The sequence below is a fragment of the Actinokineospora globicatena genome (assembly GCF_024171945.1).
Lineage (GTDB): Bacteria > Actinomycetota > Actinomycetes > Mycobacteriales > Pseudonocardiaceae > Actinokineospora > Actinokineospora globicatena.
Genome location: NZ_JAMTCR010000004.1, coordinates 225,930 through 245,427 on the forward strand (window position 1 = coordinate 225,930; position 19,498 = coordinate 245,427).

At 71.4% G+C, this 19,498-nt stretch carries 18 protein-coding genes; 11 read left to right on the forward strand and 7 right to left on the reverse strand.

Annotation, left to right across the window (positions count from 1 at the left end; genetic code table 11):
* The first annotated feature begins 45 nt into the window (after positions 1–45).
* The 5 genes from LV79_RS19940 to LV79_RS34835 all read left to right on the forward strand — a co-directional run bounded on the left by LV79_RS19940 (position 46) and on the right by LV79_RS34835 (position 3,592).
* Positions 46–1,953 (forward strand): DEAD/DEAH box helicase, encoded by a 1,908-nt coding sequence (locus LV79_RS19940; RefSeq protein WP_253838975.1) that lies wholly within the window; start codon positions 46–48, stop codon positions 1,951–1,953.
* 164 nt (positions 1,954–2,117) lie between these two features.
* Positions 2,118–2,699, forward strand: coding sequence for a hypothetical protein (locus LV79_RS19945; RefSeq protein WP_253838977.1), 582 nt, complete (start codon positions 2,118–2,120; stop codon positions 2,697–2,699).
* Positions 2,700–2,806: 107 nt separating this feature from the next.
* The gene (locus LV79_RS19950) at positions 2,807–2,980 is read left to right on the forward strand and encodes a YciI family protein (RefSeq protein ID WP_253838979.1); all 174 of its coding nucleotides are present in this window, start codon (positions 2,807–2,809) and stop codon (positions 2,978–2,980) included.
* 67 nt (positions 2,981–3,047) lie between these two features.
* Entirely contained in the window at positions 3,048–3,161 is a 114-nt protein-coding gene (locus LV79_RS19955; protein WP_253840358.1) for a YciI family protein, read from the forward strand.
* Positions 3,158–3,592, forward strand: coding sequence for a sigma factor (locus LV79_RS34835; RefSeq protein WP_372495371.1), 435 nt, complete (start codon positions 3,158–3,160; stop codon positions 3,590–3,592). Before LV79_RS19955 ends, LV79_RS34835 begins: the two co-directional genes overlap by 4 nt.
* A 17-nt stretch (positions 3,593–3,609) precedes the next feature.
* Here the strand turns inward: LV79_RS34835 and LV79_RS19965 are convergent, their stop codons facing one another.
* Complete coding sequence (locus LV79_RS19965; protein WP_253838981.1) at positions 3,610–3,972, reverse strand: VOC family protein; 363 nt, start codon at positions 3,970–3,972, stop codon at positions 3,610–3,612.
* On the opposite strand from LV79_RS19965, the gene mtnA reads away from it, so the two are divergent.
* The 4 genes from mtnA to LV79_RS19985 all read left to right on the forward strand — a co-directional run bounded on the left by mtnA (position 3,965) and on the right by LV79_RS19985 (position 13,085).
* Positions 3,965–4,972: an S-methyl-5-thioribose-1-phosphate isomerase gene (mtnA, locus tag LV79_RS19970; protein WP_253838983.1), complete on the forward strand. Its 1,008-nt coding sequence runs from the start codon at positions 3,965–3,967 to the stop codon at positions 4,970–4,972. The genes LV79_RS19965 and mtnA overlap by 8 nt on opposite strands.
* 69 nt (positions 4,973–5,041) lie before the next feature.
* On the forward strand, positions 5,042–6,787 hold the full coding sequence (locus tag LV79_RS19975) for a proline--tRNA ligase (protein WP_253838984.1): 1,746 nt from the start codon (positions 5,042–5,044) through the stop codon (positions 6,785–6,787).
* 713 nt (positions 6,788–7,500) lie between these two features.
* A complete protein-coding gene (locus LV79_RS19980) occupies positions 7,501–8,304 on the forward strand; it encodes a DUF4132 domain-containing protein (RefSeq protein ID WP_253838993.1) in 804 nt (267 codons plus the stop codon).
* Positions 8,301–13,085 (forward strand): hypothetical protein, encoded by a 4,785-nt coding sequence (locus tag LV79_RS19985; RefSeq protein ID WP_253838995.1) that lies wholly within the window; start codon positions 8,301–8,303, stop codon positions 13,083–13,085. The genes LV79_RS19980 and LV79_RS19985 overlap by 4 nt, the downstream gene beginning before the upstream one ends.
* 142 nt (positions 13,086–13,227) lie before the next feature.
* On the opposite strand, the gene LV79_RS19990 is transcribed toward LV79_RS19985, so the two are convergent.
* The 5 genes from LV79_RS19990 to LV79_RS20010 form a co-directional block, all read right to left on the reverse strand.
* Complete coding sequence (locus tag LV79_RS19990) at positions 13,228–13,443, reverse strand: hypothetical protein (protein ID WP_253838997.1); 216 nt, start codon at positions 13,441–13,443, stop codon at positions 13,228–13,230.
* Positions 13,444–13,732: 289 nt separating this feature from the next.
* Positions 13,733–14,581 (reverse strand): DUF8017 domain-containing protein, encoded by an 849-nt coding sequence (locus tag LV79_RS19995; RefSeq protein WP_253839005.1) that lies wholly within the window; start codon positions 14,579–14,581, stop codon positions 13,733–13,735.
* Entirely contained in the window at positions 14,578–15,312 is a 735-nt protein-coding gene (locus LV79_RS20000) for an HAD family hydrolase (protein ID WP_253839007.1), read from the reverse strand. Before LV79_RS20000 ends, LV79_RS19995 begins: the two co-directional genes overlap by 4 nt.
* Positions 15,313–15,365: 53 nt before the next feature.
* Positions 15,366–16,172, reverse strand: coding sequence for a DUF8017 domain-containing protein (locus LV79_RS20005; RefSeq protein ID WP_253839009.1), 807 nt, complete (start codon positions 16,170–16,172; stop codon positions 15,366–15,368).
* Between the two features lie 40 nt (positions 16,173–16,212).
* The gene (locus tag LV79_RS20010; protein WP_253839011.1) at positions 16,213–16,920 is read right to left on the reverse strand and encodes a DUF8017 domain-containing protein; all 708 of its coding nucleotides are present in this window, start codon (positions 16,918–16,920) and stop codon (positions 16,213–16,215) included.
* 125 nt (positions 16,921–17,045) lie between these two features.
* On the opposite strand from LV79_RS20010, the gene LV79_RS20015 reads away from it, so the two are divergent.
* The gene (locus tag LV79_RS20015; RefSeq protein ID WP_308208953.1) at positions 17,046–18,002 is read left to right on the forward strand and encodes a YhgE/Pip domain-containing protein; all 957 of its coding nucleotides are present in this window, start codon (positions 17,046–17,048) and stop codon (positions 18,000–18,002) included.
* On the opposite strand, the gene LV79_RS20020 is transcribed toward LV79_RS20015, so the two are convergent.
* The gene (locus tag LV79_RS20020; protein WP_253840359.1) at positions 17,987–18,397 is read right to left on the reverse strand and encodes a YjbQ family protein; all 411 of its coding nucleotides are present in this window, start codon (positions 18,395–18,397) and stop codon (positions 17,987–17,989) included. The two genes, LV79_RS20015 and LV79_RS20020, sit on opposite strands and share 16 nt — an antisense overlap.
* 24 nt (positions 18,398–18,421) lie before the next feature.
* Between LV79_RS20020 and LV79_RS20025 the strand changes: the two genes are divergently transcribed.
* Positions 18,422–19,444 (forward strand): aminotransferase class V-fold PLP-dependent enzyme, encoded by a 1,023-nt coding sequence (locus LV79_RS20025; RefSeq protein ID WP_253840360.1) that lies wholly within the window; start codon positions 18,422–18,424, stop codon positions 19,442–19,444.
* Positions 19,445–19,498 lie beyond the last annotated feature (54 nt).

The window sequence follows — 19,498 nt, forward strand, 5'->3', positions numbered from 1 at the left end:
AGGGCGGAGCCTCCCGAGACGTGCCATCGTCCGGAGAGGACTCCCTTGCTCGACTCTGCCCTGCCCACGAACGACCTCCTCGAGCTCGACACCGCGGTCGACACCGACGCGATCGACTCCGCCGACACCGCCGAGGACGACGGCCGCAAGCCGCGCCACCGCGCCAGCGGCAAGGGTCGCTTCGAGCCCACCGGCGTCACCTTCGCCGACCTGGGCCTGCCCGCGCCGCTGCTGCGGGCGCTGACCGACGCCGGTATCAACCAGCCGTTCCCGATCCAGACCGCCACGCTGCCCGACGCGCTGGCCGGTCGCGACGTGCTGGGCCGCGCCCAGACCGGGTCCGGCAAGACCCTCGCCTTCGGTCTCGCGCTGCTCGCACGGCTCGACGGCGGCGAGGCCAAGCCGCTGCGCCCGCGCGCCCTCGTGCTGGTGCCGACCCGCGAGCTCGCGCTGCAGGTCAGCGACGCGCTCACCCCGCTGGCCCGCTCGCTGGGCCTGTGGTGCCGCACCGCGGTCGGCGGGATGTCCTTCCCCCGCCAGGCCGAGGCGCTGCGCCGCGGCGTCGACCTGCTCATCGCGACCCCGGGTCGGCTCTCCGACCACGTCCGCCAGGGCACCTGCGTGCTGGACTCGGTGCAGTACAGCGCCATCGACGAGGCCGACCAGATGGCCGACATGGGCTTCCTGCCGCAGGTCCGCGAGATCCTCGACCTGACCAACCGCGACGGCCAGGTCCTGCTGTTCTCCGCGACCCTCGACGGTGACGTCGACCAGCTGGTCCGGCGCTACCTGAGCAACCCGGTGACGCACTCGGTGGACAGCTCGACCGCCAGCGTGTCCACCATGGAGCACCACATGCTCCTGGTGTCCAAGCAGGACAAGGCCGACGTGATCACCGAGATGGCCGCCCGCGAGGGCCGGACCATCATGTTCGTGCGCACCAAGCACCACGTCGACCGGCTCGCCGACAAGCTGCGCTCGGTCGGTGTCCGCGCGGGCGCGCTGCACGGCGGCAAGACCCAGGGCGCCCGCAACCGGGTGCTCAGCCAGTTCCGCGACGGTGACATGCCGGTCCTGGTCGCCACCGACGTCGCCGCCCGCGGCATCCACGTCGACGGCGTCAGCCTGGTCGTGCACGTCGACCCGCCCGCGGACCCCAAGGACTACCTGCACCGCGCGGGCCGCACGGCGCGCGCCGGTGAGGCGGGCACCGTGGTCACCGTGGTGACCCACGACCAGCGCCGCACCGTGGTCCGGTTGACCGACAAGGCGGGCGTCAAGCCCGAGCACACCAAGGTCCGGCCCGGCGACGCGGACCTGATCCGCATCACCGGTGCCCGCGTGCCCAGCGGTGAGCCGGTCGTGGAGAAGCCGGTGCCGGTCCGCGCGACCCGCTCCGGTCACACCGCCCGCCGCACCGGTGGCGAGTTCCGCCGCCGCACCGGTGGCTTCGAGGGCCGCGGCCCGCGCGAGAGCCGCGCGGTCAGCGGTCGGGGCACCGAGCGCAACGAGGGCCACCCGCGTGACGACCGGCGTGAGCCGAGCCGCGACCACCGCACCCGTGACTTCGGTGCCCGCGACACCCGCGCCCCGCGCGAGGGTGGGGCGGCCCGTGACGGCGGCTTCCGCGGTGACCGCGCTCCCCGTGAGGGCGGCTTCCGCGACTCGCAGCCCCGCGAGGGCGGGTACCGCGGCGACTCGTCGCGCTCCCGTGACTTCCGCCCCGACCGGGCGCCCCGTGACGGTGCTCCCCGCGAGGGTGGGTTCCGCGGTGCCACCGGCACCCGTGACGGTGGTGCTCCCCGCGCTGGTGGCTTCCGTGACCGCGCCCCGCGCGACCGCGACGCCCGTGCGCCGCGCGAGTTCGGTGGTGGCGACACCAACCGCGGTTACGCCCCGCGCGAGGGTGGCCGCACCGACTCCGCCCGGAGTTGGCGCGACGACCGCCGCTGAGGCTGACAGCTAGACGAGACGAGGCCCGTCCCCTTCCCGGGGGCGGGCCTCGTCCGTTGTGGACACTTACCGAAGTCTTACCCCGCAGCCGATTTCCTTGTTCCCGCCTGGCGCACCGGAAAAGCTGACGTCATCACGCCACACCGTTTCGAGGAGATGACGACATGCGCACGCTGATCCGGATCGCGGGCTGGGCGGGCCTGCTGTGCTCGCTGGTGCTGCTGCTCAACGCCGGGCGCCGCGGCGGGGTGCTGCCCGACACCGCGTTCGGGCACGCGGTCGCCCCGCTCGGGCAGGTGTTCGGCCTGCTGCTGATGATCGGCGTGTACCTGGTGCACGCCAAGCCGACCAAGGGCCTCACCGTCGGGTTCGTGCTCAACGTCGCGGGCCTCGGCGCGGTGCTGGGGGTCGAGTACATCCTCAACTTCGTCTTCCCGGAGCTCGACCCGGCCGTCGTGCGCGAGCTGCAGGCGGGCTTCACCGGAAAGGGCCTGCTGGTGTCGTCGATCGTGTTCCTGATCGGCATCACCGCCTACGGCATCGCGCTCATCTCGGCCAACCTCGTCCCCAGGGCGGCGATCGCGATCTACCTGGTGTCGTTCGTCTGCGTCGCGCTGCGCCCGTTCCTGCCGACCTTCGTCCTGCCGATCGCCGTCGCGGTCGGGGCGGTGGCCACCACGTGGTTGGCGCTGTCGCTGCTCGGCAAGCTCAAGGACCCGAGGGGGACCGCGCTCGCGGTCGCCTGAGAACCCGCGAAAATAGTCCCGCGGACGGTGTAGAGGACGTCGAGCCCGCTCCGACTGGTGGGTGAGAGCGGGCCACGGCGGTCCGCCGCGGGAGAGGGAGATCCAGGATGAAGTACCTGATGCTCGTCTACGGCAACCAGGAGAAGTGGGACGCCATCCCCGCCGAGCAGTGGCCGGAGGCGATCGCCAAGCAGGAGGCGTTCAACACCCGCTACCGCGAGACCGGCGAGCTGCTCGGCGCCTACGGCCTCGCCGACGCGGTCATGGCCAGGCTGGTGTGACCGCGAGGGCGGTGCCCCCGCGGTCACCGACGGTCCGTACCTGGAGACCAAGGAGTACGTCGCCAGCCTGTATGTGCTCGACGTGGACAGCCAGGAACGGGCCGAGCAGATCGCCGCCGACATGCCGTGGGCCGACGAGGCGCCGGTCGAGGTGTGGCCGGTCCTGCACGAGTCCGCGTGACCGACGCGGGCGAGGACCTGCTGCGCGCCCTCGCGCCGCAGGTCCTCGCGTCCCTCGTCCGCCGCCACGGCTGGGTCGGCGGGGCCGAGGACGCGGTGCAGGAGGCGTTGCTGGCCGCCGCGACCCAGTGGCCGACCGGCGGCACGCCGGACAACCCGCGCGCCTGGCTGGTGACGGTCGCCGGGCGCAGGCTGGTCGACCACGTCCGCGCCGACGCGTCCCGCCGCCGCCGGGAGGAGCAGGACCTCGCCGCGACCGCTCGGTCCACGTCCGCCGCCCAGGACCACGACGACTCGAACGCGACCCGGGCGCACCTGCTGGAGCTGGCCGGAGACCTCGACGCGGCGCGTGAGGACTACCGGGAGGCGGCCAAGCGCGCCACCAGCGCCCTGGAACGCCGCCACCTCACCGCGCGCGCCGGGCGGCGGTGACGGTCTCGGTCACCCGCTCAGGCGTTGGCGCCGACGCAGAACTCGTTGCCCTCCGGGTCCCGCAGCACTGTCCACGCCAGCCCCGGCACCTCGTGCTCGCCCGCGTCGGTCGCGCCGAGCCCGACCAGCCTGGCCACCTCCGCCGCGCGGTCCTCGGTGTGGAAGTCCAGGTGCACGCGGTTCTTGCCCGCGCGCTCCTCGGGCACCCGCTGCAGCCCGATGAACACGGCCTCGCCCTGGCGCGCCCCTGGCGGGCCGAGGAAGAGGAACTCGCCGTCGAAGTCCTGGGCCACCTCGAAGCCCAGTGCCTTGGTCCAGAAGCCTGCGAGGGTGCGCGGATCGGCGCAATCGATGGTCACACCTGCGATACCAATGGTCATACCCCGCACCGTATCCGCCAGGACCGACAATCATGGGGGCGTGCGCACCATCGATTGGCAGTCCGACCACATCGTCATCATCGATCAGACCCGACTTCCGCATGAGATCGTCACCCGCGAGCTACGCACTGTTCCCGAACTCGTGACCGCGATCCGCTCCCTCGCCGTCCGCGGCGCGCCCGCCCTCGGTGTGGCCGGGGCGCTGGGGGTCGCGCTGGCCGCGTTGTCCACAGCGGACCCGGTCACCGCGGCGGCCGAGATCCGGGCGGCCAGACCCACCGCGGTGAACCTCGCCTGGGGCGTCGACCGGGTGCTGGCCAAGCTCCCGCTGGGCATCCCCGAGGCCGTGGTCGAGGCGATCACCGTGCTGGAGGACGACGTCCGGCTCAACCGGACACTCGCCGAGCGCGGCGCTGACTGGCTCGCCGCGCGCGTGCCCGGCCGGATCAACGTGCACACGCACTGCAACGCGGGCGCGCTGGCCTGCGTCGAGTGGGGGACCGCGCTCGGGGTGCTGCGGTCACTGCACGAGCGGGGCAGGCTCGGGCACGTCTACGCCGACGAGACCCGACCGCTGCTCCAGGGCGCGCGGATCACGACGTGGGAACTCGCCGAGATGGGGATAGAGCACACGCTGGTCGTTGACTCTGCCGGGCCGTCGGTCATCGCGAACGGTCTTGTGCACGCCGTGGTCGTAGGCGCCGATCGGATTGCCGCGAATGGTGACGTTGTCAACAAGATCGGCACGTACCCGCTGGCATTGGCGGCCGCGCGCGCCGGGATTCCGTTCATTGTCGCCGCCCCGGAGTCCACGGTGGACGAGGCGACACCTGACGGTTCCGCTATCCAGATCGAAGTGCGGTCGGAGGAGGAGGTCATCGAATTCGCGGGAGTGCCCATCGCGCCAGAAGGGACGCGGGCGTTGAACTACGCCTTCGACGTCACCCCCGCCGACCTGGTGACCGCGATCGTCACCGAGGAGCGGGTCATCGAGCAGTAACCCCGATGCGCTGACCAGCGGCAGGTCACTACGCTCTATGGGCACCCGCCCGACACGAGGAGCATTACCGTGATCACCAGGATGTCGACGCTGTTCCTGCGTACCCTGCGCGAGGACCCGGCCGACGCGGAGGTGCCCAGCCACAAGCTGCTGGTCCGCGCCGGGTACGTCCGCCGGGTCGCCCCGGGCGTCTACTCCTGGCTGCCGCTGGGTCTGCGGGTTCTGCGCAAGGTCGAGGCGATCGTGCGCGAGGAGATGGACGCCATGGGCGCCCAGGAGATCCAGTTCCCCGCGCTGCTGCCCCGAGAGCCCTACGAGGCGACGAACCGGTGGACCGAGTACGGCCCCAACCTGTTCCGCCTCAAGGACCGCAAGGGCGGGGACTACCTGCTCGGCCCCACGCACGAAGAGCTGTTCGCGCTCACCGTGAAAGGCGAGTACTCCTCTTACAAGGACTACCCCCTCTGGCTCTACCAGATCCAGAACAAGTACCGCGACGAGGCGCGTCCCCGCGCGGGGATCCTGCGCGGCCGCGAGTTCCTGATGAAGGACTCGTACTCGTTCGACCTGACGGACGAGGGCTTGGCCGCCAGCTACGCCGCACACCGCGCTACCTACGTGCGCATCTTCGACAGGCTCAACCTGCGCTACGTGATCGTCAAGGCCACCTCCGGTGCCATGGGCGGTTCGGCGTCGGAGGAGTTCCTGGCCGAGGTGCCGATCGGCGAGGACACGTTCGTCCGCAGCACCGGCTCGGACTACGCGGCCAACGTCGAGGCCGTCATCACCCCGGCGCCCCCCGCGCGTGAGCTGGCGGGTCTGCCCGAGGCGCGCGCGCACCACACGCCCGGCACGCCGACCATCGACACCCTGGTCGACTTCCTCAACCAGGCTGACCTGGGCCGCCAGTTCACCGCGGCCGACACGCTGAAGAACGTGCTGTTCAAGGTCCGCCAGCCCGGCGCGGCCGAGTGGGAACTGCTCGCGGTCGGCGTCCCCGGTGACCGCGAGGTCGACCCGAAGCGGCTCGAGGCGGCGCTGTCGCCCGCGGAGTTCCAGGTGCTGGAAGAGGCGGACTTCGCCAAGAACCCGTTCCTGGTCAAGGGCTACATCGGGCCCCGCGCGCTGCTGGAGAACAAGGTCAGGTACCTGGTCGACCCGCGCGTGGTCACCGGCACCGCCTGGGTGACCGGCGCCGACCAGGCCGAGCACCACGTGCTGGACCTGGTGGCGGGCCGCGACTTCACCCCCGACGGCACCATCGAGGCCGCCGAGGTCCGCGAGGGCGACCCCGCCCCCGACGGCACCGGCACCCTGGTCGCCGCCCGCGGCATCGAGATCGGCCACGTCTTCCAGCTCGGCCGCAAGTACTCCGACGCCCTCGGCCTCGACGCCCTCGGCGCCGACTCCAAGCCGATCACCATCACCATGGGCTCCTACGGCATCGGCGTCTCCCGCCTGGTCGCGGTCATCGCCGAGCAGACCTTCGACGACTCCGGCCTGGTCTGGCCCCGCCAGGTCGCCCCCGCCGACGTGCACGTCGTCATCGCGGGCAAGGACGACACCCTGCGCGCCGCCGGTGAGCAGTTGGCCACCGACCTCACCACCCGCGGCATCGACGTCTTCCTCGACGACCGCCCCGCCTCCCCGGGCGTCAAGTTCAAGGACGCCGAACTCATCGGCATCCCCACGATCATCGTCATCGGCCGCGGCCTGGCCAACGGCGTGGTCGAGGTCAAGGACCGCGCTTCTGGCAACCGCGAGGAGATCGCGGTGGACGCCGTCGTCGAGCACATCGTGGCTCTGACCAGCTGATCCTCTCGCTGTGGATGGCCGGTTCCCTTCGGGGGACCGGCCTTCTTTTTCATGCTTACGGGGCACAGAAGTTATCCACATGTGGATCTCTGCGGGGGTCGGTTCAAGATCGACTGTCGGGGGGTGCCGGTAGACTGGACCAGGGCCGCCCCCCGGAGAGGGTGGGGGCTGGGCGGGGGTGGGACCGCGCGGGCGCGTGAAGAGGGCCGGGTGGCGCTAGAGACATGTGGGGGCCTTTGCGCTGGTGAGGGCTAGAGGCTTGCGGGTCCTTGTGCGTCGGCGGGGTTAGAGGCACGCGGTGGGCGCCGGGGAGATCCAGAGGCGCGCGTGGGATCTACGCGCTGATAGGGGCTGGAGGCGTGCGGAGCCCTCTGTGTCGGCCCGGGTCAGGGCGCCGTGCGAGGCAATTCGTCGTCAGCGGGGGCTAGCGGCGTGAAGGCCGTATGCGTCGGTGGGCTAGGGGCGTGGTCGGCGGGGTTGTGAAGCGCGATGAATCCTGGCTTGCCAGCTCGTTTTGGGCGGCGAACACCGCAAGCCTGAATGGTCCGCACAGCTCCTTCGGCACCTCATAGCCCCGGTCCACTCTGGACCTGTGGATGGTTTGGTGTGTTGTGTCGGGGTGGGTCGCTAGGGTGGCGGCGGTTGGTGGGACTCGACATCAGAGGGTGGGCGTTGTGGGGTGGGTTGATGCATCGGGTGGGTATCAGGTGCGGGTGGACGGGGGGCGGGTGCGGTGCCGCAACGCCAAGGGGAAGGTGTTGGGGGCGGTGCCCGCGGCGCTGAAGGACGACGCGCAGGTCGTGCGGTTGCGGCAGTTGGTGGAGTGGCTCGACCGGCACGACGCCGAGTGCCTCTCCACTGTGGACACCTGGTTGGCCAGGTCGTTGCCGGTGCCGACGGTGCTGGTCGGGCAGGTGTGGGCCGACAGCGCCTGGCGGTCGGTGGTGCGCGACCTGGTGGTCGACGCCGGGGAGGTCGGGTTCCTGCGGGACGCGGACCCCGAGCGCGGGGTCGGGTTGGTGACGCTCGACGGTGACACGGTGTGGGTGCGGCCGGAGACGATCACCGTCCCGCACCCGGTGCTGCTCGACGACCTCGACGAGCTGCGGGAGTTCGCCGCCGAGTTGGGGGTGGAGCAGCGGGTGCAGCAGCTGTTCCGGCAGACGTTCGCGCGCCCGGACGCGCTGCCCGCGACCGGCACCGTGTCCGACTTCTCCGGGGCCAGGTTCGAGCAGATCAACCACGTCCTGGCCCGCTGCCGCACCCTCGGCTACCCGGTCCGCGGCGGTGAGGCCGTCTACCCGGTGTTCGAGGGCGGTGCGACGCTGCAGGCCCGGTTCTGGGTGGGGGCCGACCAGTACCCGGAGAGCGAGGCGTGGACGGGTGAGCTCTGGTGGACCCGACCGGACGGGACCACGGTGCCGCTGGCCGAGGTGGGGCCGGTCGCCTGGTCCGAGGGGACGCGGATGGCGTCGGCGATCCACGCGGGCCGCGCGGTCGAAGAGGGTGCCGAGTGAGCGCTGAGCTGTTGGCCGTGGGCGCGGTGTTGCCCGGGTCGAGCCAGGGTGAAGACCGCGATGTCTTGCTCGCCCGCCACTACGAGCACCCCGCGCTGGAGGACCGCGTTGTCGTGCGGTTGGTGCCAGAGGTGCTGGGTGTGGCCGAGGACCTCACCGCGGAGTACCTAGGCTTCACCGCGCCCTCTAGCGCCGAACCTGTTGGTGTGGCTAAGCGCTCGGCGCTCGGGTTCCCCGCGTGGGCGCTGATCAACGACCCTGCCAACGCGGGCCACGCGCTGGCGTTGGTCAAGGACATCGAGCGGCTGGACCGCGTCGCGAAGTCGAAGGCGGGCGCGGCCAAGGACGGTTTCGCCGAGCTGGCGACGATGCTCGGCGGGTCGGCGCCGCACTTTCTGCCGACCTTCTACGAGGAGGCGGCCCGGATCTTCCTCCGGCATGGCAACACCAGCTTCGCGGCGACGATGTTCGGCAAGGCGCGCGAAGCTGAGCAGGTCCACGACCTCGCCGTGGACGCCGAACGCATCAGAGCCGTCTTCCTGGAGTTCGCGTTCGCCGGTGCGTTACCCGCCAAGGCGTTGACCGGTTACGCCAAGGACCTCGCGCGCCGCTACAGCGCCGAAGAGGCCTACGAGCGGTTCCGCACCCTCTGCGTCGAACGCGTCCGCGCGGGCCTACCGCCGCACGCGGGCATGCCGGAAGACCTCCGCCGACTGGCCAAGGCCGCGAAGCTCGACCTGCGCGTGGAAGACGAACGAGTCCTGCGCGAGGTAGTGCAAGCGGCATCAGTCGCGCGCGCCGCCGCTGGGTTCTGGAAGTCCTACCGGGACGCTCTTGTCGCTCTGGCGAAGGACGATCCCACCGTGCGCGCCCGGTTCCTGGCGTTCGTCCCGCAGCAGAAGTCCACACTGGACCTGTGGCTCGGTGTGCTGACCGAGTGCGGCGCCACCGCGGCGCTCACCGGCCCGCCCGACCCGACCGTGTCGACCACACCGGCGGCCTGGCTGGCCACGGTGGCCGCGTCCCGGTCCGCGGGCTGGGGGCTCGTGCCCCGGTCACCGGCCCTGCTTGCCCTCGCCGAGACGATGGTCGACCGGTTGGTGGCCGACGGCGAGAGCGTCCGGCTGGCGGGTCGGTGGCGCGAGGTCGAACTCGACCTGATCGACCTGCTGCTGACCAACGGCGTGCCGGTCGACTCCACCGCCGAGTGGATCGACCTGTCCGACTGGCTCGCCGACGACACCCCCGGCCGCCGCGACCTCAGCGCGATCGCCGCCTCGCCACGCGGCACCGCCCTGGGTGAGGCCATCACCTCGTGCCTCTACAGCGAGTCCGGCGCGGACGACATCGCGAAGCCCGACACGGTCCGGCAGGTCTTGGACGTGCCCGGGCTGCGCCATGCCTTCCGCGACTGGATCACCGCGCGTACCGGCGACCTCGGGCAGACGGTCCCCGGCCTTACCGAGGACCTGGCGGAGCTAGGGCTCTTGCGCGTAGCCGACGCTTTCGTCGACGTGCCGGAGGCCGCCGAGGCGGTGGCCGGGGTCGACGTCGCGGACGCGGTCGTGCGCACCTTGCGCGCGGGCTTGTTCGACGAACTCAGCTGGCCCGCCCTGGACGAGGCCATCGCCGGGTTCGGCGGGAAGTCGACCGAAGTCGGGGTCCGCGGCGAGGGCTGGCCCGCGCTGGTGGTCGGCCGCGCCGAGTCCTTCGCGGTCGTGGGGCCGGACGGAGTGCTCGCCCAGCACACCGCGAGCATCCCCGCCGCGCAACGCCACCAGTGGTACGACGCGACCGCCGCGTCCTGGCACGACGGCGTCCTCCTGGTGATCTGGTACGGGCCATCGAGCCAGGTGGCGTACTGGAGCAACGACCCGGCCCGGCACATCACCCTCCGCGGGTTCGACCTCTACGACCTGTTCGCTGCTAGGGCCTCGGTAGCGCTGCCTGACGGCGGCAGGTTCACCGGCAAGCGTGTGATTCACCCCGGCGACACTGTCATCCCGCAGCCGACCCACGCGTACAGCGACGGCACCGCGGTGTGGTCGGCCGACCAGTACCGCGAAGACGGCCGTTGGCTCCAGGTCGACCCCGCCACCGGCACCACCGCGCGCTCGGCCCCGCCTGCCTTCCTGGACGAGTTCGCCGTCGACGGCGCGCGGCTCGACCTGGACCGGAGCGACCTGCGTCCGGCGACCCCCGCCACCGAGGCCAGCCCGTTGGGTGCCGCTGGCGGTCTGCACGGGTGGCGCGTCCGCGAAGAGGCCGACGGTACCTGGACCGGTGAGGGCATCGACGGTCGACGAGTCACGGCAGCGCTGCCTGTTCGCGGGCTGCTGGACCTGCCCGGCACCCGGTTGACCATCAGCGAGGACACGTCCGGTACCGCCCTCCTAGACGCTGAGGGCCGGATCGTCGCGACGCTGCGGTTCGGGGAGCACTACCCGACGTACGCCGCCGGTACGCCTGCCGTGGTCCCGCTGCCGTGGTGGCACCTGCTGCGCCCGCGAGACGAGGCCGGTTCGGCCGCCCTGCGCGCGGTAACGAAGGACGCGGTCGAGTCCATGCTCGCCGCGGGCGTCGCCGCGCTAGAGGCCGCCGAGTGGGATGGCGACCTCAAGGACTGGGACGACGATGACGTCAACCTCGCCTCTTACACCGCACTGAAGCGTGGCGAGCGCGATGCGCTCGCGACGGCAGTCCAAGAGGCGTTGCCGGGGGTGACCCACCTCGGGCTGCTGGCAGGCGTGGTGTCCGTCGTTCGTCGCGCGGCAGGACTGGTGATCTTCCGGCGCGGCTTCGACGGGATCGCCGCCGCCGCGAAGGTGCTCAGCGCCGGGCAGGCCGACACCGGCACGCGGATAACGGAGAACGAGGTCAGCGTCGCGCTGGACTGGTTCCGCCGCAACCGGTCCGACGCCGCGGGCACCAGCCGCACGCCGTTGCCCGACCTCATCGCGGCGTTGGGCGCGGCGGCGGACAAGCCCGTGCCGGTCGACGAAGGCATGCCGGAGTTGGCGTCCGTCGAGTGGGTCGACTTCGCGCCGCACCTGGGCGCGCTGGCCCTGCGCGCGGCCTCGCCGGTCACCCCGGAGTCCGAACGCGACACCCTGGTGGCGGTGCTGCGCTGGATCGCCGACAGCGGCATCCTGGACCGCCCCGGCCAGTGGCGGCGCGTGGTCGCCACGATCCCGGAGAAGCAGACCGCGCACCGGCACCGGGTCCACCCGACGCCGGACGGGTTCGTGGCCGTCAGCTACACCAGCTGGTTCGGGCCCGGCGGCACCGCGACCGGGTTGCAGTTCAGCCGGGGCGGGTTCGCGCTACCGGAGGGCTGGGTCGTGGACCAGGCGGAGGACTTCGGGCCGGTCGACGGCGGCTGGATCACCCGGTTCCTCGACCTCCTCGCCGAGCGCGGGCCGTACCCGTGGCGGCCGGAAGCCGCCGCGACGCTGGTCGAGCGGACTGGCCTGGGTACCGCGGAGGCCACCTACCTGCTCGCTGGGATGCCCGGCGTCTTCCGGTGGGGCGCGAGTTTCATCAGCACCGAGGACCGCGCGGTGCTCGGGCTGTCCTTGCCGGGGGCGAAGGCGGCCCGCGAGCGGATGCGGGACCTCGACGACCGGTTCCGGCGCAGCCTGTTCGCCGCGGGTGCCCCGGCCGATCCGGGCGACCTGTGGACCACCGGTCCGGATGCCGCCGCTGTCGCCGAGGTGTGGACGGCCAAGTTCGGCGCGCGGCGACCGGTGGACGACGACCTGCTCGCCGACGCCACGACCCGGCTCCCGTACCAGCGGTCCGCCGAGGAGGTGACGTCGGTGTTGAACCCGGCCGCCACCGCGTGGCTGCACACGGACGCCGAGATGAAGGTGGTGGACGGTCGACTGGAGTCCCGCAATCCCGGCGGGTTCACTGACTCGCACCTGTTGACCGTGCCGCGTGTTCTCGCGTGGTTGTCCCAACGGCTCCCGGCAGGCTCGCCGCACCGGGCAGCGCTGACGGAGACGTTGGCGCTAGCGCGGCAGCGGGTCGCGCATCCCGGTTTCGGCTTGGACCTCGGTTGGTGGCTGTCCGCGAACGAGGTGCGCGGGCTGATCGGTGCTGAAGCGCCTACCGAGGTTGGGACGGTCAGGGTCCGTGACTGGCTCGACGTGCACTACGACGGCGAGGACTATTCGCTCATCGTGTGGCCCGGCTTGCTCGGCCCACACGACCGGGACATGCTGGTGGCCGCGATGGAACTGGCGCACTCCGGCTACATCGAGGTGCTCGACCTCCTTGCCAGCGACGGGTTGACAGCCGCGTGCGGCGCCACGTTGCCCGATCCGACGGTCTACTTCCAGGACCCCACAGCGTCGGTGCCGCACCTGGTGTCGGAAGTGGCTGCTACGCACAACATCGACGAGGATGCCGCAGCGCTCTACCTGCAACTGTTGGCGCTACCGGACCCGACTGACGCCAACGTCGCCCGGTGGACCGGGTGGAAACCTGCACGCCTCCGTAAGACCCGTGCCGCGTTGGGGGAGACCGATCTGGTTCTTACCGCGAAGCGTGCCCGAGCAGGTCGCACCCTCTTCCTCCCCGGCGCTTGGTTAGCCCTGTCCACTCCCCACTTACCGCTAGAGGCATGGAAAGCCTCGATGTACGGGTTCACCGAGAGCCCGCCTCTCGTCATCACCGCGCTAGAGCCCATCGCCGATCTCTTCACCCGCGCCTGGACTCGAACCCGCGAGGGTGACGCACCGGCTTACGAAGACCTGGCCACCGCTCGTAGCCGCTGACCAGTATGAGCTGTCGTCCCGCGAGCCTGTGGGACGACGGCTCGTCAGCGGGGCGAGGGCAGGGTCACCGTGGCGACGGGGAACAGGTCGATCTCCATCCCCCAGGCCTGGCGGAAGGCGGACACCGTGACCCACGGCGATGTCATCGAAGTACTCCAGGATGGTCGCGGCGTAGTACAGGTAGCAGGTCAGTCGCCTTGCGGGCGACGTCCTGCGCCACCAACGTCCCCGCGATCCGGGACAGCCCGGTAGGCCCACCCGGCTCCTGCGCGTCGATCTCGTCGGAAGTGCTGTCGAGCCACAGGCTCGTCGCGCAACCGCGCCCGGGCCATGACGACCAAGCATTGGTCAGCACCACCCCGGCGACTATGCGGCCACGATGCCCGTGCCATTGGCGCGACTCGGCGACACTAGCTTGTACGTCACGTCAGGTGACAGCCTTCGCTGGTCGAGCTGTTGACCCAACGTGCTGGCAACGTCGGGGTGAAGTTGCCTGGCGGATTGGGCCAAAGCTTCGTCACCGTGTGGCATTGGTGCGTTGTAGCTGCCATCACCGGACGGTGCGGCACTTTCGAGTGTCTGCTGCGCTTGTTGACAGGACCGAATGCCCACGCGGATTCCCTGGGTCGCGGGTCGGGTGGGTCGTGTTACACCGGGCGGATGGTGGTGATGATCTGGTCGGCGATGGGTTGGGGGAGGGTGTCGGGTACGCCTTGGTCTTGGTACATGAGGAAGAGGATGGTGGTGGTGCCGTGTTTGAAGGCGACTGAGGTGAACAGGATTGTGGGGGAGGGGCATTCGCTGGGGTGGGTGGGGGTGACGGTGGCTGTGGCGGTGATGGCGTCGATGGTGCCGTTGGCGACCTTGACCGGTTTGGGCGCGGTCGAGGAGACCGGGGCTCGTGTGTCGTCCTTGTTGAGGGCAGCGGCGTCGGCGAAGAGGCGGACTCCGTTGACGGCGGCGCGTTCTGGGTCGGTGGCGCCCGCGGTGACGAAGCCGGCGTGGCCGCGGTAGGAGCTGCGCGAGTCCGGGCACGCCTCTGGCACGTAGGTGGTCGCGCCGTGCATCACGGCGACGAGGGTGCCCTTGTGGTCGTCGAAGCCCACGACAGTGCCAGGGGTCTCGACCTTCCAGTCCTGCGGTACGTCGTAGGCAGCCTTTTCCTTAGGAGATAGGACTCCCTGCCACCCGGGGATGGTTGGTGCTATGCGGGCACTGGCAGGCATGGGTGATGTCGTAGTCGTCGACCGAGTTGTCGCGGACCTGGACGTCGTAGGTGGAGGCGTTTGTGCCGTTGTCGCAAGAGGCTCAGCGTCGTCGGCGGACATCTTGATAACCATGAAGACAACGCCAAGAGCAACCACGAGCAGCAACGCGAGGAACACGTACAACGGTGTCTTACGCGGCGGCGGCGGAGGAGGCTCGTACATCCCGAACCCCTGGTACGCCACCGGCCTGCCGGTCAGCGGGTCCACCTGGTAGTACGGGTCGCTCATGGGCCGAACGGTAGTTGGTCGTCCGGTGGCGCTGTCCGCAGCAGGCTCGCTATCACCGCATCGGTGTCGGATAGGTCTGTCAGCACCACGTCGGCCCCGCACGCGACGAGTTCCTCCACCGAGTGCCGACCGGTGGCGACCGCGACGCCCACCGCGCCGTGGTGGTGGGCGGCGGCCACGTCGTGCGGGGTGTCGCCGATGACGATGATCGATCGCGGGTCGAAGGTGGTGCCGTACTTGGTCTCCGCCGCCCGCTTGGCCGCCGCGACCAGCTCGTGCCGGTCGGTCGACACCGAGCCGTAGCCGCCGATCTCCAGGTCCACGTGCGGCAGCAGGTCGAACGCGGCCAGCTTGCAGTCGGCCAGCTCCACCAGGTTCCCGGTCACCAACGACTGCACCACCTCGGGCCGCTCGGCCAGCGCGGCGAGCACCTGCGGGGCCCCGGGCAGCGCCCGGCCGAGCGAGGGCAGCTCGGGGCGGGCGGCGGTGGCGATGGCGATCAGCTCGGCGAACATCCGCTCGACGTGTTCCTCGGTCCACTCGACGCCGTGCGCCTCCAGCAGCTCCACGGTGATCGACCGCTCGGTGCGGCCGGGGAAGGCGGGCACGTGCGCCAGCTCCAGCCCGACGACGCTCACCAGCGCCTGGCTGTACCAGCGGTGCCCGGTGCCGCTGTAGTCGACGAGGGTCTGGTCGACGTCCCAGAGGACGAGGGTGCGCTTCTCGGTCACCCGGCCATCGTGTCACGCCGTCCAGCCGCTGGGACCGGGTCGATCGGCCGTGGTCAGCCGGTGGGGCGGACGCTGTCGGCGATGGCGGCCAGGTCCGCGGTCTTCGCGGGCGCGGGCGTCGCCGGGCCGCCCTCGGTGTCGCCGTTGACCAGCAGCAACCGCAGGTCGGTGCCGTCGTCGAGCAGCACGAGCACCAGCTGGCCCTTGCTCGCCAGGCACGCGTCGCCGGTGCTGGTGATCTCCGCGGTGAGCCGGACGCCCTTGAGCTCGGTGCCGCCGCTGCCCTTGGCGGTGATGGCCTTGGGCGTGCCGGGGACCACCTCGACGCCGGAGCTGGTGTTGTAGAGCTCCTTGCCGAAGGCCTGGGCGAGTTCGGTGGCCCGCTGGTTCAGCTCGCCCTTGGCGACCTTGCCGCCGCCGACCACGCCGCGGCTGTAGGTCTTGCCGCCGCACTGGTACTCGGTGAGCCCGGCGACGTGGTCGATGGTCACCCCGGGCACCGACTTGAGGGTGAGGCCACCCTCGATCGGGGTCCATGCCTCCGGAACGACGTAAGAGAGCTTGGCGGTGTCGTTGTCGATCGTCCGCCCGGCCTGCTTCGTCGTCGTGGTCGTCGTCTTCGACGTAGTCGTGGTGGTGGTGGTCGACGAGGGCGCCGAGGTGGTGCTGGTTGGCAGCGCAGGGGTGTCGGACTGCCGTTGCAGCAGCAGGATCGCCACGACGGCGCCGACGACCAGCACGATGGCGGCCACCGACACCGCGATCACCAGCGTGCGCCGGTCGCGTCGGGGCGGGCCCGGGTAGAAGCCCAGGCCCGGGTAGAAGCCCAGGCCCTGGTAGTCGCCGCCGGGGTAGCTCACGGGCGGTGACAGTACCCGGCTGGTCGCGGGGGCGCCGTGACTAGCCGCGCGGTCGGACGCTGTCGGTGATGCCGCGCAGCTCGCCCGCGTCCGCTACGGGCACGGTCGGCCCCCGGTCGTCGGTGTCGGCGCCCACCACCATCACGGCGGTGCCGACGGGGGTGGCCAGCGCGACCACGGTCACCACGCCCCGCGTGCTGGCGCAGCTGTCGGCGACCTCACCGGCCTTGACCTCGGCGTCCGCCCGGATCACGGTCCCGCGCGCGCCGTCGCGCACCACCGGTGTCGGGCGCGACAGCGTCACCGCCGCGGTCTGGGTGCCGTCGCTGTACTGGTCGGCCGCGATCGCGGCTGCGACCTCGGTCGCCACCTCGGCCGGGTCGCCGTCCACCCGCCCGCTGCCCGCGAACGCCCGACCGTACTCGGCGCCCTGGCACAGGTAGGTCCCGAAGTCGGCGAGGTGGGTGAGCACGGTGCCCGACGAGGACTCCAGCGTCTCGGTGTCCGGGGCGAGCGCCCAGTTCGGCGGCACCTCGTAGCTCAGGCCCGCCTCGGTGTCGTCCACCACCTGCCAGCCGGACCTGGTCGGCGACGCGGGGGAGGCGGCCCTGGTCCTGGTGGGCGGGACGGCCGTGACGTGCGGGGCCCCCTCGTCGTCGGCGGTCGAGCCGAACAGGGTGACCGACGCCAGCACCGCGCCTGCGGCCGCGAGCGAGAGCGCCGCGATCACCGCCCGCTGGTTGCGCACTCCCGAACCGTAGTCCAGAACCGCGCCCGGCCACCCCGCCGGTCGATTTCAACACGTGTTGACTTCCGGGCGCGCCCGCTCCTATCCTGACCACAGAATTCAACGCCTGATGAACTGGAGTCGTGATGCGCCCCTCGCGCCTGCTCGCCCTGCTCTCGGTCGCCGGGGCGGTGGTCGCCGCCGTCCTGGGCCTGCTCACCTTCGGCAGCCAGGCCAGCGCCCGCCCCGACGCGGTCCCGCTGGCCATCGCCGTGCCCGACGCGCTGCGTCCCGCCGCCGAGAAGATCGCCGCGCACGGCGGGGACGCGGTCTCCTGGCGCGTCGACAACCCGGAAAGCGCTCGGAAGGCCTTGGCGGACAAGGAGGTCTACGGGGTGCTCGAACTCGGCGGATCAGGCCCGACGATCGTGCTCTCCGGCGCGATCAACCCGCAGGGGAGCCAGGTGGCGCAGCAGGTCCTCACCGGCGCGGCGGCGGCCATGGGCAGTCAGCCGCGGGTCGAGACGATCTCCCCAGCGAGCACGGCAGGCCGGACGGCCCCACTGGCGGCATCCGCGTTGCTGTGGATCTGCGGTCTAGTCGCGGGCGCGGGACTTGTCGTACTGGGGAAGAGGTTCGCGCTCCGGGCAACGGCCGCGCACCGTCTTGGCCTGATCGGGGGCGTCAGCCTTGCCGGTGTCGCAGTGGTCGCAGGCTTCTTCGCGCTATGGGACTCTGCGCTGCCTCTAGACGCATCCGTGCTGGGGTATCTCTTGCTCATCGCGGTCGCTTTCGCAGCGGTGCAAGGCGCCCTCTTGCGCTACCTCGGCATCCGCGCGATGGCGATCCTCGGGCCGCTCTATCTCATCGCACCTGCTGTGGCGGGCCAGGTCCCGGAGATGCTCAACCCGGTCTACCGCGCGCTCTTGTGGTCGTGGACGCCGTTCCGGTTCGCCGCAGAGGGATTGCGCAGCCTCTTGCAGGGCACGCCTAACGCGCCGGACGTCACGTTGGGCCTGATCGTTCTCGGCAGCATCGCCGTCGTCGGCCTTGTCGCGGTAGCCCTACCGGACCGAGTTAAAGCTGTTCAGCCCGCCAAGTAGCTCAACCTGACGTTGCGCACCGCGTTGTCCACATTGGTGTCGACCAGGCACACCGACTGCCAGGTGCCCAGCGCCATCCGTCCACCCAGGACCGGGACGCTGGCGTACGGCGGGATGAACGCGGGCAGCACGTGGTCGCGGCCGTGCCCGGGGGAGCCGTGCCGGTGCCGCCACGGGAACTCCGGCGGCAGGACCGCGCGCAACGCGGCCAGCAGGTCCTCGTCGCTGCCCGCCCCGGTCTCCAGGATCGCGACCCCGGCGGTGGCGTGCGGCACCCACACGTGCAGCAGCCCGTCCACCGCGCCGGTGTCGGCCAGGAACCGGCCGCACTGGTCGGTCAGGTCGTGGACCACCTCGGTGCCGCCGGTCCTGATCTCGAACTCCTCGCTGTACACGTCCACCACCGTACTGTCGGGGACGTGCGCGCAGCCTTCGGAGAGCGGTTCGAGATCACGCCCGGCTACCTGAACTCCGCGAGCATCGGCGTCCCGCCCGTCCGGGTCGCCGACGCCGTGGGTGCTGCCGTCGACCGGTGGCGTAGGGGCCAAGACAGCCCTACCTCGTTCGAGGCCTCGGTCGCCACTGCCCGCGCCGCGTGGGCCGACCTGGTCGGTGTCGACCCGACCGAGGTGGCCATCGGCGCCGCTGTCTCCCACCTCGTCGCCTCCGTCGCCACCGGCGTCCCGGACGGCACCCGGGTGCTCACTGTGCGGGGCGAGTTCACCAGCCTCACCTTCCCGTTCGCCGCCCAGGCACATCGCGGGGTGACCGTCAACGAGGTCGCCCCGGCCGACCTCGTTGACCAGGCACCACGGTTCGACCTCGTCGCCGTCAGCGCGGTGCAGTCTGCGGACGGCGCCATCGCCGACCTGGCGGGCCTGCGCGCGGCGGGCACCCCCGTCCTGCTCGACGTGACCCAGGCGCTCGGCTGGCTCCCGATGGACCTGGGCTGGGTCGAGTGGGTCGTCGGCGGCGGGTACAAGTGGTTGCTCGCGCCGCGCGGCACCGCCTGGCTGGCCGTGCGCCCGCAGGCCCGCGAGTGGACCCGCCCGGTCGCCGCGAACTGGTACGCGGGCGAGAACCCTTGGGACACCGTCTACGACCTGCCGTTGCGCCTCGCGGGCGATGCCCGCGCGTACGACCTCAGCCCGGCCTGGTTCTCCCACGTCGGCGCCGCCGCCGCGTTGCCCTGGTTGGCCAGTCTCGACCGGGGGGCGGTGCGCGACCACGTGGTGGGTCTCGCTGACGATCTCCTTACCCAGCTAGACCTACCGCCGCGCGGTACGGCCATCATCGCCGTTGGCCTACCTGGCGACCGGCTCGCTGAGGCCGGGGTCCGCTTCGCCACGCGCGCGGGCCGGATCCGCCTGTCCTTCCACCTCTACAACACGGCGGAGGACGTGGACCTCGTGCTCCGCGCCGCGCGGGCCAAAACTGGCTAAGAACCCGGCCCGGTCCGGCCTGGAGGAAACAAGTCGGATGAAACGGGTCGAATG

What these genes read in the sequence shown, in the direction of transcription:
- LV79_RS19945 (WP_253838977.1), top strand. Translation starts at nt 2,118, where the DNA reads ATGCGCACGCTGATCCGGATCGCGGGCTGGGCGGGCCTGCTGTGCTCG.
- LV79_RS19950 (WP_253838979.1), top strand. Translation starts at nt 2,807, where the DNA reads ATGAAGTACCTGATGCTCGTCTACGGCAACCAGGAGAAGTGGGACGCC.
- mtnA (WP_253838983.1), top strand. Translation starts at nt 3,965, where the DNA reads ATGGTCATACCCCGCACCGTATCCGCCAGGACCGACAATCATGGGGGC.
- LV79_RS19965 (WP_253838981.1), bottom strand. Translation starts at nt 3,972, where the DNA reads ATGACCATTGGTATCGCAGGTGTGACCATCGATTGCGCCGATCCGCGC.
- LV79_RS19995 (WP_253839005.1), bottom strand. Translation starts at nt 14,581, where the DNA reads ATGAGCGACCCGTACTACCAGGTGGACCCGCTGACCGGCAGGCCGGTG.
- LV79_RS20015 (WP_308208953.1), top strand. Translation starts at nt 17,046, where the DNA reads ATGCGCCCCTCGCGCCTGCTCGCCCTGCTCTCGGTCGCCGGGGCGGTG.